The sequence below is a fragment of the Oleidesulfovibrio sp. genome (genome assembly GCF_047973035.1).
Lineage (GTDB): Bacteria > Desulfobacterota > Desulfovibrionia > Desulfovibrionales > Desulfovibrionaceae > Oleidesulfovibrio.
In genome coordinates, this window is the sequence record NZ_JBKEBF010000020.1 from 65585 (window position 1) to 81559 (window position 15975).

Here is a 15975-nt window from a genome sequence, read left to right on the forward strand (position 1 = left end):
TTTATTTTTCCAACTCTTCATCACATACAGACGCCTTCTTTGTGGCAATCTGTCGTTTTTGGACTTCCAGAATAAGCTTATCCAGCCGCGCTTCCTGTCGCCGGTCAAGCCTGTCAAAGCTGCAACCGAGTGCGCCATCGGGCAATCGCCGGACCACCGTTGCGGCCAATCCGGCAAGAAACAGCTTTTTATTCACATACAGATCAACCTGAAAGTCATCGCCTACTACAAAGTCTTGGCCCTCTGCGTCAACAGAGCAGCCATTGCCACTTATGTCCCTGACAGGCAGGAACAACCCGCGTCCTTCTAAAAAAGCCTCAAGCCCTTTTATGCGGGTTCTAAACGCCTGACGTTGTCCGCCAGAGCCCGTAAAAACAAGATCAAGTTCTCCGCTCATGACAGCTACTTCCCTACGCGCCTTTCAAGAACAAACTCTACGCGCCTGTTTTTGGCCCGGTTCTCTTCACTTGTGTTGGGAAAAAGCGGAGCCAGGTCCCCAAGGCCTGTAGCAGTCAGCCGTCCCGGCTCTATACCAGACTTCAGAAAAAAGCGAAGCACGTTTACTGCGCGCAACGCAGAGATTTCCCAATTGTCTTTGAATCTGCTTCCCGGTGCAGGCACACTGTCATCGGTATAGCCGCGGATGTTAATGGACTGATCCTTTTTCTTTAAAAAGAAGTCTTTCAAGTCCGTCAGCAAAGCCATGCCCTCGGCAGACACCTCTACCTCATTCTTTTCAAACAATACGCCCGCAGGCACTTTTACAGTAATTGTCCCTTCATCAAAAACAGCACCGATAACCCCTTCCACACCTTTCCGGTTCAAAAAGGTGCGCACGTCGGAGTACACTTTGCGTTGTGCTTCGATAAGCTGCTTCTGCAACCGCACACTTTCAAGCAGCGCAGCATCGTCTGACCGGACAGTGGAAGTAAGCAGATTTTTATCCTTTCCGCCAAAGACCTGCCGAACCGATGTAAATGAATCAGTAAATCGCTGTTCATCAATGATCGACATGGAAAAAAGCAGGATAAAAAACACCAGCAACAGTGTTGCCAGATCTGCAAACGTAACAATCCACTCGTCAGTTCGTTCGTCTTCTTCCGGCTCAATTAAGGAAAAAGGCAGATTATTATCTGACACTTCTACGCTCCTGTGGAGACACAAACGAAGACAGCTTTTCGTGCACCAGCCGCGGGTTGTTGTTTTCCAGAATCGACTTTGCACCTTCAAAAATAATAAAAAGGTGCACTTCTTCCTGCAGCGTTCTTGCCTTCAGCTTTCCCGCTATGGGCAAAAACAACAGGTTGGCCAATAAGGCCCCGTAAAAAGTCGTCAATATGGCAACTGCCATTGCGGGCCCGATGGCACTCGGGTCGCTCAGCTTTGCCAGCATCTGAACAAGGCCGATCAACGTACCTATCATACCGAAGGCAGGCGCAAACGCCCCAAGCCTGTTGAATACCGCAATAGATACATTATGCCGTCTGCGCATGGTGGCAATTTCAATCATCACAGTATCGCGGATAAGGTCCGGGTCGGCATTATCGGCAATAAGCTGGCAAGCTTTTTTTAACAGTGCATTTTCTGTTTTAATATTTTCCAGTGCAGTCAGCCCTTCACGACGGCTGATTTCAGCCACACGCACCATGGTGTTTACGACATCGCCGGCTTTAACCGCGTGCCCGCCGAAAACGCGCATGCCCCCTTTGATGGCCTGCATTACTTCTTCAATGGGAAAGGTGACAAGTATCGCCGCTCCCGTACCGCCAAAAACGATCATCAGGCCGGGCAAATTGACGAAATCTGCAAAATTTCCACCCATGAAAATAGCAGAAATGACAAGCCCGAAACCCGCAATAATCCCGAAAAGAGTTGCTATGTCCATATGTTCGGTCTAAGCTCCGCAACAGGTAAAAGAAAGAATGACCGGCCGTAAAACACGCAGGTTCACAATGACCGATCATGGCAGCATGATCGCGTCCCTTTTCTACTTTTAATCAATACAATATTCTGGAGAGTTATGCAAAATCCCGCCAGAGTGCAGAACACATCGGAATTCCTGAAAAAAAACAAAAATGAAGCATTCACTCCTAAAGTAGGTATTGTCCTGGGAACCGGACTTGGCGGGCTTGTGGACGCTGTCAGCATTCAATCAACAATATCTTACGCTGATATTCCTGATTTTCCGCAGTCTACAGTAGCCTCGCACAAAGGACAGTTCATACTGGGCACCCTCGGCGGTACTCCTGTCATGTTACAGCAAGGGCGCTGCCATCTGTACGAAGGATATTCCCCGGAAGATGTCTGCATGGGCGTTCGCACCATGGCTGCCATGGGCGTAACAACGCTTATCATTACAAATGCCGCTGGCGCGCTGAATCCGGCATGGACTCCCGGCGACCTTATGGCCATAACTGACCACATCAACTTTACCGGAAAAAGCCCGCTTACCGGCTACAACCATGACGAATGGGGGCCGCGCTTTCCGGACATGAGCCGCCCGTACGATGGCGAGCTGATTGAACTTGCCATGCAAAAAGCGACTCAACTCGGCATCAGGCTGGAGCGCGGCGTCTATGCAGGCGTGCAAGGACCGCAAATGGAAACACCGGCGGAAACCCGCATGTACAAAGCAGTCGGAGCTGATGCTGTCGGCATGTCCACCGTACTTGAAGTAATCGCAGCACGGCATATGGGGCTGAGGGTACTCGGCATCTCATGCCTGACAAACAAAAACCTGCCGGACTGCATGCAGGATGCACCACTTGAAGAGGTCATACGGGTCGCTAATCTGGCAGGCGGCAGGCTTGCCTCATTGATAGAGGCGGTAGCCACAGACCTTAATGATACGACAATTTCACCATATCAATAACAACAGCTCCGCAGCCAAAAGTTGCGGAGCTGTTTCTTTTTCCCGAAAGAGCTAATGCTATTTCTCAACAGGGGGGGCTAAACGCTTTGCATCGAAAGCAGCCTTAACCTTCTGGAGTGAAGCCTCAACTTCATCAAGCGTAGTCACAAGAGCGTCATCGGTAACGCCCTCTTTCAAAGCAGCAACCCTGCGGAGGACTTCGTCAGCGGCAGCACTGTTAAGTTCGTTGCGGACCATTTCCGCTGTGCCTACCTGCTTGACCAGCCCTTCCAGCTGCTGCACTTTCTGCTCCAGAAGCGCGACAGTTTTCATCTCCTGCGCAAGCTGCTTGTCCACCCCCATAATGTTGCTGGAAATTCCAAAACCGAATACAGCAGCAACAATTACGGCCAGAAGAGAAAAAATAAGCGGCCATCTGCTCGTGGTCTGCTTGCAGCGCTGCTCGTCTGTAAAGCCCGCTGCCTGTTCTTCTGATTTTTCCGGCTCGTTATCATTCAGAGTTTTATTATCGACCATCTGCGTTCTCCCTTTAAATCTCACCGTGCTCAATGATCTTCTTATCCTCGTAAGGCGCAACCCGCTTACGATACCATTCCAGCTTGGCATGTTCCATGGCACTGGAGCACATACTCAAGTTGGCGTAACTCTCTCCAGTGTTATCTATTAGCAAAGTTGCAAGCTTATAGATACAGTAATTCAACTCTCCCTCTGTCTGTACATGCTTTGAGCACTCCAGCAGAAAAGAATCAAACACATCCCTGCGATCTTGTGGTATATAAGGCATGGTATACTCCTTAGGCGAAATACGTCTGGCTGTGCGGACTAGCAAACTATTTGCAATACAGGCCTGCTTGGCTTACAGTATACCATAGCAACCCCCTGTTAAATCGCACGATTACAACATTCCCGCGACAGCCTATAAACACGAGTATTATTCAACTGTATGACTGCCCGTAACGCTAGCATATCCATAACAATTTCGGAAGACGCCCTTTCGGCGACAATTTCCGACTGGTCAATTGCCGAGGGTGGCAGCTCTCACATCACCTCGGCAGAGCTAAGCGATGCGCTACGTCAGGCAGGAGTCATTACGCCGCCTCTTGTGGGTGTACTGACCCAGATAAATGCCGCTCTTAACAAAAATGAAGATCCTCGTGGCATCGTGGTAGCCAGGGGCACCCCGCCGGAACCAGCTAAAAATGCTTCTTTGAAGCCCGCAGGCGACCTGCGCCTTCCTGTTTTTCCAAGCGATGTAGTCGGCACGATCATTCCCGCACGCAACGCCGTTCCGGGTAAAGGCGTTAACGGAACAGTAATCAAAGCCCCCGGAGACCAGCAGGGGCAAGATGTCGGCTTTGCAGAGGACAGTTACTGCTACATCGACACGAACGCACTACAGATTCGGGCATCCCGATATGGCATTATCAGCGTAAAAAAGAACCGCATCCACATGCGGCCGCTGCTACATATCTCTCCTGATCTGATGGTTGTAACGGGGTCTGTTTTTGCCAAAGACTTCAAAGGGAAAGATATCACTCCGGAACGTATTTCCGAGGCGTTGAAGGCAGAAGACATTACGCAGCCACTGGAAGTTAATGTTTTTATGGCAGCGTTAACAAGTGCCTCCAAAACAGGCACAGAAGTCCCCAATGTCCCGCTTTGCCGGGGAGTACATCCGCAAAGCGGCAAAGACGGCTGGTTTGAATTATACATTCAGGATGACAGATCCAGCGTAGGCGTTGAAGCGGCAGACGGCAGCATTGATTTTCGCGCACGCGGAATGCTCAAAGCTGTCAGCAACAACACCAAACTCGGCAAACTGCACGCACCCAAAAAAGGCAAACCCGGCAAAGATGTCTTCGGCAGAGTCCTTCCTTCGCACGACGGGGCTGTATTCAGGTTACAACTGGGAGAAAACGTGGAAGCGCTGGAAGGCAGCGAGTTTGCCTCCACAATTGAAGGTATGGTTATTTTTAAAGGCAACCACCTGTCTGTAACCGAAGTGTTTCAGACACGCGGCGACCTGAATATGAGCGTAGGCAATATCGAGCTTGAACGAGGCTCTGCACACATCCGAGGCGCAGTGCTTTCCGGCTTCAGGGTATCCGCCCCCCGCCATGTACGTGTGGACGACATCATTGAAAACGCGGAGATAACCTGCGGCGGTGATGTTGAAGTAAACGGCGGCATTGTTATGGACCAGACAGGCTTCATAAAAGCCAAAGGAAACATTTCCGCCACATTTGCCAAGGGCGCGAAACTTGAATCGCAGGCAGACATCATAATCGCCCATGAGCTCTCAAACTGTACTGTGTTTGCCCGCAACAACGTCGAAGTCATCAAAGGCCGAGGCCGCATCATGGGCAGCACCATTCAGGCCGGTGGTAATATTCTGGCTAATGAGCTGGGGTCTGACCTTGGTGTGCCTACCACAATCATTCTGGGGCTGGAAACGGAGTCGCAATCACCTGAACGTGCAGCACGCCGCAAAGAACTGAAAGCCCTGATCACACGCATTGATACCGGCCTTGGCGGGCAGGACCCGCGAGCCTTGCTTGAGCGGACCCCGCCCGAAAAACGCCCCGCAGTTGCCTCAATTTTAAAAACCCGCATTGCGGCGCAGCAGGAACTGGCGCAAATCGAACAACAGATCGAACAAGAAAAAGAAGCCGCGAAAAAACTGCCGCAACCGAAGCTTAAAGTTTTTAAAACAATACACCCCGGCACCACAATCAAGTCGGGTCATTTAAGCCTTCAAGTGACTGAAACGACTGCCTACAGCCAGATTTACTACAACGCTGAAGCAGGGGAAATCGTCATAGCATCGCTATAACCTGTGAACTCAGCACTTGCCTGATCTGCGCGATTGCACTATACAGCCCTGTTCGCCAAGAAACCGCCTCTTCCAGTCTCAGTTCCGCACGGCACGCAACCATGCGCAACAACAGCTGCAAGGCGTTTTTTCTTTTTTATGCATACCTGCAAGGATACAAACGTGACCACAGTAATAAATGATCAGCTGCGTAACGTAGCTATTATCGCCCACGTCGACCACGGTAAAACCACTCTGGTTGATGCTCTCTTTCGTCAGGCCGGTCTTTTCCGCTCCGACCAGGAAGTTCAGGACCGTATCATGGACAGCATGGACCTAGAGCGTGAGCGAGGCATCACCATTGCAGCCAAAAACTGCGCCGTGAACTGGAAAGGGGTAAAAATCAATATTATTGATACCCCCGGCCACGCCGACTTCGGCGGCGAAGTTGAACGCTCTCTCTCAATGGCAACCGGCGCCATTCTGCTCGTTGACGCATCTGAAGGTCCCCTGCCCCAGACCCGTTTTGTTCTTAAAAAGACACTGGAAGCAGGGCTGAAAGTTATTGTGGTCATCAACAAAATTGACCGTAAAGACGCCCGCGTTGAAGAGGTACTGAACGAAGTTTACGACCTCTTCATCGATCTTGACGCCAGCGAAGAGCAAATCGAATTTCCCGTTCTCTATGCCATCGGACGAGATGGCGTGGCCATGCGCAATCTTGACGATCCTCAGGAAAGCCTTGAGCCGCTGTTTGAAACGATTATCGAAGTTATCCCCGGACCGGCACACAATCCTGAAGAACCTTTCCAGATGTTGGTTTCTGACCTTGCCTACTCCGAATACCTCGGCAGACTGGCTGTAGGCCGTATCATTCACGGTACTGCACAGGCCAAGGAAGAGCTGCTCCGCATCGGCGAAGACAGCAAGCTTCCCTTGCGTGCCACAAAAATGCAGGTATATGATGGTCTTTCTCTCAGCGAAGTGCAGTCCGCTACCCCTGGTGACATTCTTGTTATTGCAGGCATCGAAGATGTCACCATCGGCGACACCATCTGCACCAAGGCAAATCCGCGTACGCTTAAGCGCATTCACGTAGACGAGCCTACTGTTGCCATGCGTTTTTCCATCAACAGCTCGCCTCTGGCCGGCCGTGAAGGAAAAATCGTTCAATCCCGCAAAATCGGTGAGCGTCTGTACAAGGAAACCTTGAGCAACGTAGCCGTAAAAGTGGAAGAAACCGAAGACAAAGACAGCTACATTGTTAAAGGTCGCGGCGAATTCCAGATGGCGATTCTCATCGAAACAATGCGTCGTGAAGGTTTTGAGCTTTGCGTAGGCCGTCCTGAAGTTATCTTCAAAAAAGATGGCAGCACTGTTCTGGAACCCATCGAGCGTCTGTGGGTAGACTGCGATGAGCCTTTCATGGGTGTTGTGACGGAAAAGCTTTCCATCCGCAAAGGCCGCATGGTCAATCTGATCAACAACGGCACCGGCCGCGTACGTATGGAGTTCAGCGTACCTTCGCGAGGCCTTATCGGCTACCGCGACGAGTTTCTGACTGACACTAAGGGTACCGGTATCATGAACTCGTACCTTGACGGATACGAGCCGCATCGCGGAGAGTTCCCCACCCGTTACACCGGCTCCATTGTGGCAGACCGCGCAGGCAACACGGTTGCATACGGCCTGTACAACCTTGAGCCTCGCGGACGCCTGTTCGTACCTGCCGGCGTACCCTGTTACGAAGGTATGATTGTGGGCGAACACAACCGCGACAACGACATTGACGTTAACCCCACCAAAGAAAAGAAGCTTACCAACATGCGAGCCTCCGGCAAGGACGAAAACGTTGTCCTTACCCCCGTTCGCCCCATGACCCTTGAGTATGCTCTGAACTTTGTAAAAGAGGATGAGCTGGTGGAAGTTACTCCGCTCTCCATCAGGCTGCGCAAGGTCGAACTTTCGGCCCAAAAGCGTCACTCTTCGCTGGGTGCTAAAAAGAAAGCCGCGCTGAAAAAATAAGCTTTCAGCCCTTTCGTCGCACAAAAAATCGCGGTCCGACTGTTCAGGTCGGGCCGCGTTATTTTTTTGGCACATGGCTTAAGCACATTCAAAAAATGCGATACTAAATCAACGCGTTAAGCGAACGGTCTGTTTTTTGCTTTTCCTGTCCTGCAACCTATCAGCACAATAAGGAAAAGCAATGTCAGACAAACTTACTACCCGCACCAGCGCGCCTGCCTGCAACTTTGACGAACAACATGAGTTACTCGGGCGCATTCGTGAAGCACTTGGCACCAAGCGTATGGAAGACTTACTGGATATGCCGCTGCGACAGGCCATGATTGAAGAATACCAACACATGGCCTCAGCTTCACTGCAGCTGCTCAACATGCTGGAACGAAACGGCTATGCGTACACTCTGACGGAAGAAGATCACGTCCGGTATAGAAAAATCATGAACACCATTGCAGAATCCAGCACCCGCTGCATACATCTGGTAAACGAATCACACAAGCTTGATCAGGATGCATTGCTGGCGGGAGCAGAAGTTCCCGAACGCATCATCAATTGACCTGTGCAGAAGTACACACGCACAGTTATCAACCAAGGGCATTCATTGCGTCTGCAACTAAAATCTGCAAGTACTGTTAGACGCCCAGCATGTCAAAAAAGCGTATGACCCGTTCCTCTGACCAATACACGTTGTTTTTATTCAGCTGAATAAAACCGACATGCCCGCCTGTATGGGGAGTTTCCAGATGCAGAAACTTGTTCTGCCATGCTTCTTTGTACGGGTAACATGATGCAGAAAGGAAAGGATCGTTTAAGGCATTAACCAGCAACACAGGAACCGAAATACCGGACAGGAACGGTTTGCACGAACTACGTGTCCAGTAGTCCTGCGCATCTGAAAATCCATGCAAAGGCGCCGTGTATGTGTTGTCGAACTCAGCAAAGGACCGCATGGAGTCCAGTCCATCCACTGGTATCAGGTCGGGATAACGCGCATGCTTTGCACGCACCTTTTCCTTTAACGAGCGCATAAAATACCGCATGTAGACCGCATTTTCCGGCTTTGCCAACTCTACCGCAGCTCCTGTAAGATCGCACGGTACAGAAAAAACACAGGCCGCCACCACTGCCGAAGGCACAAGCTCCGGAGCTTCTCCCAGATATTTTAAAATCTGGTTACCGCCCATGCTTACACCTATCAGAGCTATCGTTTCATATCCGTATGAGTCGCACCGGCTTACAACTGTCTGCAGGTCCTGCGTATCTCCACTGTGGTACATTCGCGCCATACGGTTTGGTGTTCCGCTGCATCCTCTGAAATTCCATGCAGCAACATCCCAACCCTGTTCATTAAGAACACGTGCCATGCCGCGGACGTAGCGACGGTGCGAATGTCCTTCCAGACCATGCGAAACAACGGCAACTTTGCTGCTTCTGCACCGGGCGGAGCAATTCATCGCATACGCAAAATCCACATCAAGAAAATCACCATCAGAAGTTTCAAGGCGCTCGCGCTGATAAACAACTTGGGGCATGGGTCTGCATAGTGCGGGCAGAATAGTCTGAACATGACCATTGCCCAGCAGTCCTCTCATCCGATAAGTTGGAACAGGTAAAACAGGCATTTTTCTCTCTTTCGGCGGGGTGACAAACAAGCCCGAACAGGCTAGGTCTGCGTTCTCAATCTGTCACAGAGCCATTTTTATGATCAAAAGCGATATACTTATTCTTGGTGCCGGAGCTTCCGGCCTGACATGTGCCGCACTTGCAACAGCCGGTGGACATTCCGTAACGCTGATTGAAGGCGAAGAAAAGGCCGGAAGGAAAATTCTTGTCTCCGGTGGTGGCAAATGCAACTTCACCAACATGGAAGTCACACCTGCCAACTTCATCAGCCAGAACCCGCATTTCTGCAAATCAGCGCTGGCCCGCTGCACCCAATGGGATACAATTTCAAAGCTTGCCGAACAAGGCATTCCTTATGAAGAGCGGGAAGAAGGACGTCTGTTCTGCACACGCAGTGCCTCTGACGTTGTAGACATACTGCTTGGAGACTGCCTCGCATCAGGCTGCCGCATACACTATGGCAAAAGTATTGAAGAAGTACGCTGGCGCGAACCTTTTTTTGAAGTTGTAAGCTCCGGCGGCACCTATAGCGCCCGTGCACTTGTTGTGGCAACAGGCGGGCCTTCATGGCCGCAAATAGGAGCAACGGATATCGGCGCCCGCATTGCAAAGCAGTTCGGGCACAACGTTATTCCTTTCCGCCCTGCCCTTGTGCCATTTGTCATGCACTCGTCGTGGCCGCTGCATGGCCTAAGCGGCATTTCCTTGCCTGTAGCTATCAGCTGCCAAGGGAAAACGTTTTGCGAAGCGTTGCTATTTACTCATAAAGGCATCAGCGGACCGGCCACCCTGCAAATTTCAAACTACTGGCACCCCCGACTGCCGATAGAAATCAATTTTCTGCCTGCCGAAGATGTCGAAGGCTTGTTACGGCAAGGAGGCAAAGGAAAAGTCCGCAACCTGCTCAGCAAGTTGTTGCCCGACAGGCTTATGTACCGCCTGCTGACGGGCTTTGAGCCTCTGCTTGAAATGAACATAGCCGAGCTTTCACGCGCATCAATCGAACATATTGTTGATGCGGTTCACAAGCACACTGTCGTACCAGACCGTACTGAGGGTATGCACAAAGCTGAAGCGGCATGTGGCGGCATAAGCACCACTGACATTTCGTCAAAAACAATGGAAAGCAAGCTCCGGAAGCGACTTTATTTTACAGGAGAAGTTCTGGACGTCACAGGTCAGCTGGGCGGTTACAATCTGCAGTGGGCATGGGCATCCGGACGAGCCGCCGGATTAGCCTTAAAAAGTATTACGCCAGAAAACTTGTAAATGTTGCGTAAGCCTGCAACCGCCTGATAGGTGTTGCACAAATATAAAACCGCTCGTGCTGAGAGGCGTAACAGCTGACGACCTCCCTTCCAGAACACGACAGAATAATTCACAACAAAAAAAGCGATGCTTGCAGACGGCAGCATCGCTTTTTTAATTCAGCATAAAAATCACCAGATAGCGGCTTGAATCCACAGAGCCAGCAGCCACAACACCCATGCGCCCAGTACGCAACTGATACGCACCAGCTTGAGCAACAGACGGATGTCATCTGCGTCCCATGTGCCTGTTACAGGGCCGAGAAGAGGTTTGTTCACGGCAACTCCGTCATACTTAGTAATTCCCCCCATTCTGCGGGAAACTATCCAGGCAGCCATTGCCATGGGCCAACCTGCATTAGGGCTGTCCATCAACTTGGCATCTTCTGTAGTACGATTCCATGTACCGCGCATGTCGAAAGCGGTTGGAATAAGCATCAGGCGTGCAGCCACCAACATGAAAAATGCAGACAACCGAGCCGGAAGGTAAGCAAAGACATCATCGAGGCGGGCAGCAGCATAGCCGAAATTTGCCCAGCGTTCATTCTTATATCCCCACATGGAATCAAGAGTGCTGACAGCCTTATACACCCAAAGCAGGACAGGGCCGCCTAATGCAAGATAAAAGAACGGAGCAACAAAACCATCATTGCTATTTTCGCTGATGCTTTCCGCAAGTGAACGATACAAATCGTCACGATTCATATCAGAGGTATCACGGCTGACCAGCATCCCTACAGCTTGGCGGGCCTCTTCAATGGTGCCGTATTGCACTGCGGATAAAGCAGAATCACCTTCTTTCAGCAGGCTACCCAGCGCAAGGCCGGAGTATGCAAAATAAAGAGAGAGAACAGCCCCTAGAAAGGGAAGAGAGACTCCAGCCCCGACCACACCACCGGTGACTAAAATGACAATACAAAGTGCCAGTGAGCCGTTTCTCTTTGTTGCCCCGAAAGCCCGAAAACGCTTTTCGACAAAGTCAGCTATTTTTCCTACAGCCTGCACAGGATGAGGCAAAGAGCGCGGGTCTCCCAACAGCAAATCCAGCACAACAGCAGCAAAAGGTAACAACATCATCCACCAGTCCATAAGAGTGCTCCCTGTAGTTGGTATTTTTACTGCCAGAGCAGCCCGTCAAAAAAGTACAGAGCGAAATCTGCCCTTCTCCGCCTAACGTCCTGTTAACTCTCCGGCATTTGCAAGTGCCTGATACAACACGATACCTGCTGCTGTCGACATATTCAGGCTACGGACTTCACCCCAGATGGGAATGCGAACCACATGTTCATGCTCAGCAACCATATCCGCCGGCAGACCTCGACTCTCAGGCCCGAGCACCAGAGCATCGCCTGAACTAAAAGCAAAATCCTGAATAGCTGTCCCGGCACGAGCACTGGTGAGAACAAGACGCACATGGCTGCCGACTTCTCTCATAAAAGCGTACCACCCCGGCCACACATGCAGATCAACATGCGGCCAGTAATCAAGACCGGCACGCTTAACGTGTTTGTCATCAATGTTGAAGCCAAGCGGTTCTATCAGATGCAGCGTCGTTTTAGTTGCCGCACACAATCTGGCAACATTACCAGTATTCGGCGGTATTTCCGGCTGGAACAAAACAATATGCATAAACTCTCCCATAAAAAAGGCCGGTTCAGGACATACCTGAACCGGCCAGAGAATCAAGGAAAAGCTGCCGCTGGCGCGAGGGGCGCACCGGAAATGCTATCCAGAAAACAGCTTAGAACTGGTAACCTACAGTAATGCCGTAGATATGGGCGTAGCTGTCGTGAGCAGAACCTCTGGTGGCTGCAACGGCTTCACTTTCAGCAAAGTCACGTCCTTTCATCCACAGGTAGGTGTACGATACGTCAGCAGTCCAGCGGTTCCATTTAAAGCCGGCACCCACGTTAAAGAGGTGACGATCATTACCGGGTACGATGTAGTCTGCGTACTTTGCTTCAACAGGCGATTCGTCAAACACATAACCTGCGCGCAAATCAAGCCACTCGTTAAAGCCGTATTCAACACCAACGCTGTAACGCATTACATCGTTCCAGTCTTTTTTATCGTCTAACAGCACGCCGTCACCGGGCAAGTCGTTGCTTGTCACCCGAAACTCGTTGTAGGTGCTCCAGCGAGTCATCATGGCAGCTACTTCAATGCTCAGATTCTGCATGGGGTAATAAGTGATACCAGCAGCAATCATGTCAGGCAGAACAACAGTTCCGCTTGCACTCAAGGAGGAAACCGGACCAAAGCCAAGGTTTACTGCCGGATCAAACTTCTGGGTACCGGAAGCGCCGATTTCAATCTGGCTTCTGTACGACAAACCAACGCGCCACTGGTCATTGGGCTTCCAGTGCAGACCTGCATGAAAACCTACGCCGTCACCTTCAGCATCAAGAGTAGCATCACGCATGCCTTGCGGACCAAAGAACTTGTCTTTTTTCATCTCAAGGCTGACGTGCATGAACTCAATACCACCGCCAATGGAAAGCGTGTCGCTGATCTTGTAGGCAATGGTAGGAGCGAAAGAGACGGTCTGGATAGCAGCGTAATAAATATTCTGGCTTCCGGGCCAATGGTCTTCTTCATATTCAGTACCAAGACCAAAACGGGAGAATACACCGGCACCAATCGACCATTTGTCATTCAGCTTATGAGTTACATAAGCATGAGGCGGCAACCAGGTATTGTCAGCGCCTTTGGTTGTTTCATTGCCGATGCTAAGCTCCGCCATGGGGCGAATGGCGCTGAAACCAGCCTGAATGTGGGTACCTTCCAGCTGAGTAATACCGGCAGGGTTAAAGGCGATGGCAGAAGCATCGTCAGCACGGCCCACAAGGGTACCACCAAGAGCATTACCACGGGCACTCCACTCATACAGAGCAAAACCGGAAGCCATAGCAGATTGTGCTCCGGCCAGCAGCAGACACAGGCCAAGAGCAAGAGTGAGAAAATGTCGCTTCATTATTCCCCCTTACAAAGTAACGCCGCTGGAATTCCGGCAGAGCACAAAAAAAGCCCCGCCGTTGATTCCCCTCGCACGGCAAAAAAAGCATCACAGCAAGAATTCCCTCGCAAACCACCTTGAACAGGTGGCCTTACTGCATGCCAGCTCCTCTAGAACATCAGAGGGGATTTACGTAAGAAAGCGGAAAAATGCAACTGATTACGAACAGCGCAACACAACAGGGCGGAAAGCATAATTTGCGGATAATACAGCTTATTATACTTTAAAAATACGGATTATGAAGGAAATAAAAAGATTCAAAGTGTTGCATCATGTGCACTACAATGCAGTGTCACTTCACTTTACAAGTCGATTGATAATCTCAATAAGCTTGGGAAAGTCTACCGGCTTGGAAATATAAGCATCCATGCCTGCAGCAAGAAAGCGTTCCTTATCACCTTTCATGGCGTGAGCTGTCATTGCAATAATTGGAATAGCATGTGGAATTCTGCCGCCAACTGAATTTCTGATGGCCCGGGTTGCCTCTATCCCGTCCATCTCCGGCATCTGCACATCCATAAGCACCAGATCGAAAGATTCTTGAGCCAAAGCCTGTAGTGCACCAATTCCCGTTTGTTCTGCACGGATGGCGTGCCCCAGCCGCTCAAAGAAAAATACGGCAAGCTTGCGGTTGATTATGTCATCTTCGGCAACAAGTATGCGCAGCGGCCTTTCTGCCTGCTTCAACGCCCCCACAGTCGCAGCAGCTTTGGCGGAGGACTGGCCTCCTGCTTGCAAAAGCACTCTGCACTCAAACAAGCTGCCCCCTGTGGCAAGACAGCTGACCCGCACATCGCCTCCCATCTTACGCGCAAGCTCCCGTGAAATGGCAAGCCCCAGACCGGCACCACCATTTTTTTTCGTCATAAAGCTTTCGCCAAGCACAAAAGGCTCAAAAATAACATCGTATTTTTCAGGAGCAATACCTACTCCCGTATCCTGCACATAAAAGCACACCTCAAAGGAGCCTTCGTCTGCAGCATTGCCGCCAGCAGCAACTCGCAAAGAAACTTCACCTTTATCGGTATATTTGATCGCATTGACCAACAGATTGTTCAGTATCTGCTTCAACCTGCCGGAATCACCTACAAATTGGTCAGGCACATCGCCATCAAAATAGATAGTGAAGCCAAGGTTCTTCCAGCGGGCCTGCACTTCCAGAATGCGCTTAACTTCCCCTACGCACTTGCGCAAAGAGAAAGGCGCCTCCCGCAAAACAAGGCGGGAAACCTCTATACTGGACATATCCAGAAGGTTGTTAACAATAGCAAGCAGTTCCTGACCGGCCTGCTTAACCATCTCTAGGTACTCACGCCCGTCAGCACTGTCGGGAGCTGTCAGCAGTAAATCAGTAAGCCCGATAATCCCGTTAAGCGGTGTGCGCAATTCATGGCTGATATTTGCAAGAAACTGACTTTTTGCCGTGCTGGCCAGCTCGGCCTCTTCCTTGGCCTGAGCCAGCTCTCTGGTTCTGTTTGCAACCTCGCGCTCAAGATGCTCATGATAGCCTTTATTGTGGCGCAGCATTCGAGCCCGCGAGCAGGCATCAGCAACAGTTTTCCTCAACTTGCTGAAATCCAGAATCGGCTTTGCAACGTAATCCCAGGCCCCGTTACGGACAGCGTCTAAAGCATCTTCCAGCACGCCAACGCCGGAAACAGCTATGGCGGGGGTATCTGGCAGTTTTTCTGCAAAAACTTTAAGTGCAGAAATGCCACTAATCCCCGGCATACGCAGATCCACAAGGATTACATCGGGAAGGCTGGACAAAGCGGCGTCTATCCCCTGCTGACCATCCTCGGCCAGCAGAACCATATAGCCTTCGTCTTCAAAAAAAGAGGAAAGACTCCGCCGGATGGCAGAGTCATCGTCAATAATTAAAATCTTCAGAGGGGCTTCAGCATCCATTCCATACTCACTTGGCAAGCAGGCGCTCGATTCCCTTAACAAGCATATCCATATTCTGCAAAGGCTTGATGTAGATATCATCGTGAGTCACGCCGATATTCATCAACTCGACAGGAAGCTTGTAATTTGTGGAGCCGGTATGGATGAGATACTTGAGGGCAGGATTAATAGAATGTGCTTTTATGATAAAGTCGTTGCCGCTAATGCCGGGCAGGCGCATGTCGATAATACCTACATCCGGTGTCACTGTGGCCAGCAGGGCAACAGCCTCTTCACCGCTGCCGGCAGTTACCACCTGAAATCCCTCATCTTCCAGATAGACTTCCAGGTTTTCGCGCACCATTTCTTCGTCATCGACAACTAGAACAGTGATTGACTCATACAACATGTGGACCCAACCCTCTCAGCTACAAGC

General features: G+C 50.7%; 16 protein-coding genes. 5 read left to right on the forward strand and 11 right to left on the reverse strand.

The window, feature by feature from the left end:
• Position 1: 1 nt before the first annotated feature.
• The 3 genes from ACK5LI_RS06235 to ACK5LI_RS06245 are packed head-to-tail and all read right to left on the reverse strand — an operon-like array spanning position 2 to position 1885.
• Positions 2 to 397, reverse strand: coding sequence for a PilZ domain-containing protein (locus ACK5LI_RS06235; RefSeq protein WP_416947295.1), 396 nt, complete (start codon positions 395 to 397; stop codon positions 2 to 4).
• Between the two features lie 5 nt (positions 398 to 402).
• Positions 403 to 1140 (reverse strand): OmpA/MotB family protein, encoded by a 738-nt coding sequence (locus tag ACK5LI_RS06240; RefSeq protein WP_416947297.1) that lies wholly within the window; start codon positions 1138 to 1140, stop codon positions 403 to 405.
• Entirely contained in the window at positions 1130 to 1885 is a 756-nt protein-coding gene (locus ACK5LI_RS06245) for a motility protein A (RefSeq protein ID WP_416947299.1), read from the reverse strand. The genes ACK5LI_RS06240 and ACK5LI_RS06245 overlap by 11 nt, the downstream gene beginning before the upstream one ends.
• A gap of 135 nt (positions 1886 to 2020) precedes the next feature.
• Here ACK5LI_RS06245 and ACK5LI_RS06250 point away from each other — a divergent pair, with 135 nt between their 5' ends.
• Complete coding sequence (locus ACK5LI_RS06250; RefSeq protein ID WP_416947301.1) at positions 2021 to 2872, forward strand: purine-nucleoside phosphorylase; 852 nt, start codon at positions 2021 to 2023, stop codon at positions 2870 to 2872.
• A 57-nt stretch (positions 2873 to 2929) separates the two neighbouring features.
• Here the strand turns inward: ACK5LI_RS06250 and ACK5LI_RS06255 are convergent, their stop codons facing one another.
• Positions 2930 to 3388: a hypothetical protein gene (locus ACK5LI_RS06255; RefSeq protein WP_416947303.1), complete on the reverse strand. Its 459-nt coding sequence runs from the start codon at positions 3386 to 3388 to the stop codon at positions 2930 to 2932.
• A 13-nt stretch (positions 3389 to 3401) separates the two neighbouring features.
• Positions 3402 to 3656: a DUF6899 family protein gene (locus ACK5LI_RS06260; protein ID WP_416947305.1), complete on the reverse strand. Its 255-nt coding sequence runs from the start codon at positions 3654 to 3656 to the stop codon at positions 3402 to 3404.
• Between the two features lie 159 nt (positions 3657 to 3815).
• Here ACK5LI_RS06260 and ACK5LI_RS06265 point away from each other — a divergent pair, with 159 nt between their 5' ends.
• From ACK5LI_RS06265 to ACK5LI_RS06275, 3 genes are all read left to right on the forward strand, one after another.
• On the forward strand, positions 3816 to 5705 hold the full coding sequence (locus tag ACK5LI_RS06265; RefSeq protein ID WP_416947307.1) for a FapA family protein: 1890 nt from the start codon (positions 3816 to 3818) through the stop codon (positions 5703 to 5705).
• Between the two features lie 162 nt (positions 5706 to 5867).
• Positions 5868 to 7709 carry a translational GTPase TypA gene (typA, locus tag ACK5LI_RS06270; protein WP_416947309.1) on the forward strand — a complete coding sequence of 614 codons (1842 nt, stop codon included), beginning with the start codon at positions 5868 to 5870 and terminating at the stop codon, positions 7707 to 7709.
• A 181-nt stretch (positions 7710 to 7890) separates the two neighbouring features.
• The gene (locus ACK5LI_RS06275; RefSeq protein ID WP_416947311.1) at positions 7891 to 8262 is read left to right on the forward strand and encodes a hypothetical protein; all 372 of its coding nucleotides are present in this window, start codon (positions 7891 to 7893) and stop codon (positions 8260 to 8262) included.
• A gap of 76 nt (positions 8263 to 8338) precedes the next feature.
• Here the strand turns inward: ACK5LI_RS06275 and ACK5LI_RS06280 are convergent, their stop codons facing one another.
• Positions 8339 to 9328, reverse strand: a complete 990-nt coding sequence (locus ACK5LI_RS06280; protein WP_416947313.1) for a YheT family hydrolase — start codon at positions 9326 to 9328, stop codon at positions 8339 to 8341.
• A gap of 79 nt (positions 9329 to 9407) precedes the next feature.
• Between ACK5LI_RS06280 and ACK5LI_RS06285 the strand changes: the two genes are divergently transcribed.
• Positions 9408 to 10598 (forward strand): NAD(P)/FAD-dependent oxidoreductase, encoded by a 1191-nt coding sequence (locus ACK5LI_RS06285; RefSeq protein WP_416947315.1) that lies wholly within the window; start codon positions 9408 to 9410, stop codon positions 10596 to 10598.
• 170 nt (positions 10599 to 10768) lie between these two features.
• On the opposite strand, the gene cbiB is transcribed toward ACK5LI_RS06285, so the two are convergent.
• From cbiB to ACK5LI_RS06310, 5 genes are all read right to left on the reverse strand, one after another.
• Positions 10769 to 11725 carry an adenosylcobinamide-phosphate synthase CbiB gene (cbiB, locus tag ACK5LI_RS06290; protein ID WP_416947317.1) on the reverse strand — a complete coding sequence of 319 codons (957 nt, stop codon included), beginning with the start codon at positions 11723 to 11725 and terminating at the stop codon, positions 10769 to 10771.
• A gap of 81 nt (positions 11726 to 11806) precedes the next feature.
• Positions 11807 to 12265 carry a tRNA (cytidine(34)-2'-O)-methyltransferase gene (locus tag ACK5LI_RS06295; RefSeq protein WP_416947319.1) on the reverse strand — a complete coding sequence of 153 codons (459 nt, stop codon included), beginning with the start codon at positions 12263 to 12265 and terminating at the stop codon, positions 11807 to 11809.
• Positions 12266 to 12377: 112 nt separating this feature from the next.
• Positions 12378 to 13610 (reverse strand): OmpP1/FadL family transporter, encoded by a 1233-nt coding sequence (locus tag ACK5LI_RS06300; protein ID WP_416947321.1) that lies wholly within the window; start codon positions 13608 to 13610, stop codon positions 12378 to 12380.
• Between the two features lie 339 nt (positions 13611 to 13949).
• Positions 13950 to 15560 carry a response regulator gene (locus ACK5LI_RS06305; RefSeq protein WP_416947323.1) on the reverse strand — a complete coding sequence of 537 codons (1611 nt, stop codon included), beginning with the start codon at positions 15558 to 15560 and terminating at the stop codon, positions 13950 to 13952.
• 7 nt (positions 15561 to 15567) lie between these two features.
• On the reverse strand, positions 15568 to 15948 hold the full coding sequence (locus ACK5LI_RS06310) for a response regulator (protein ID WP_416947325.1): 381 nt from the start codon (positions 15946 to 15948) through the stop codon (positions 15568 to 15570).
• Between the last annotated feature and the right edge of the window lie 27 nt (positions 15949 to 15975).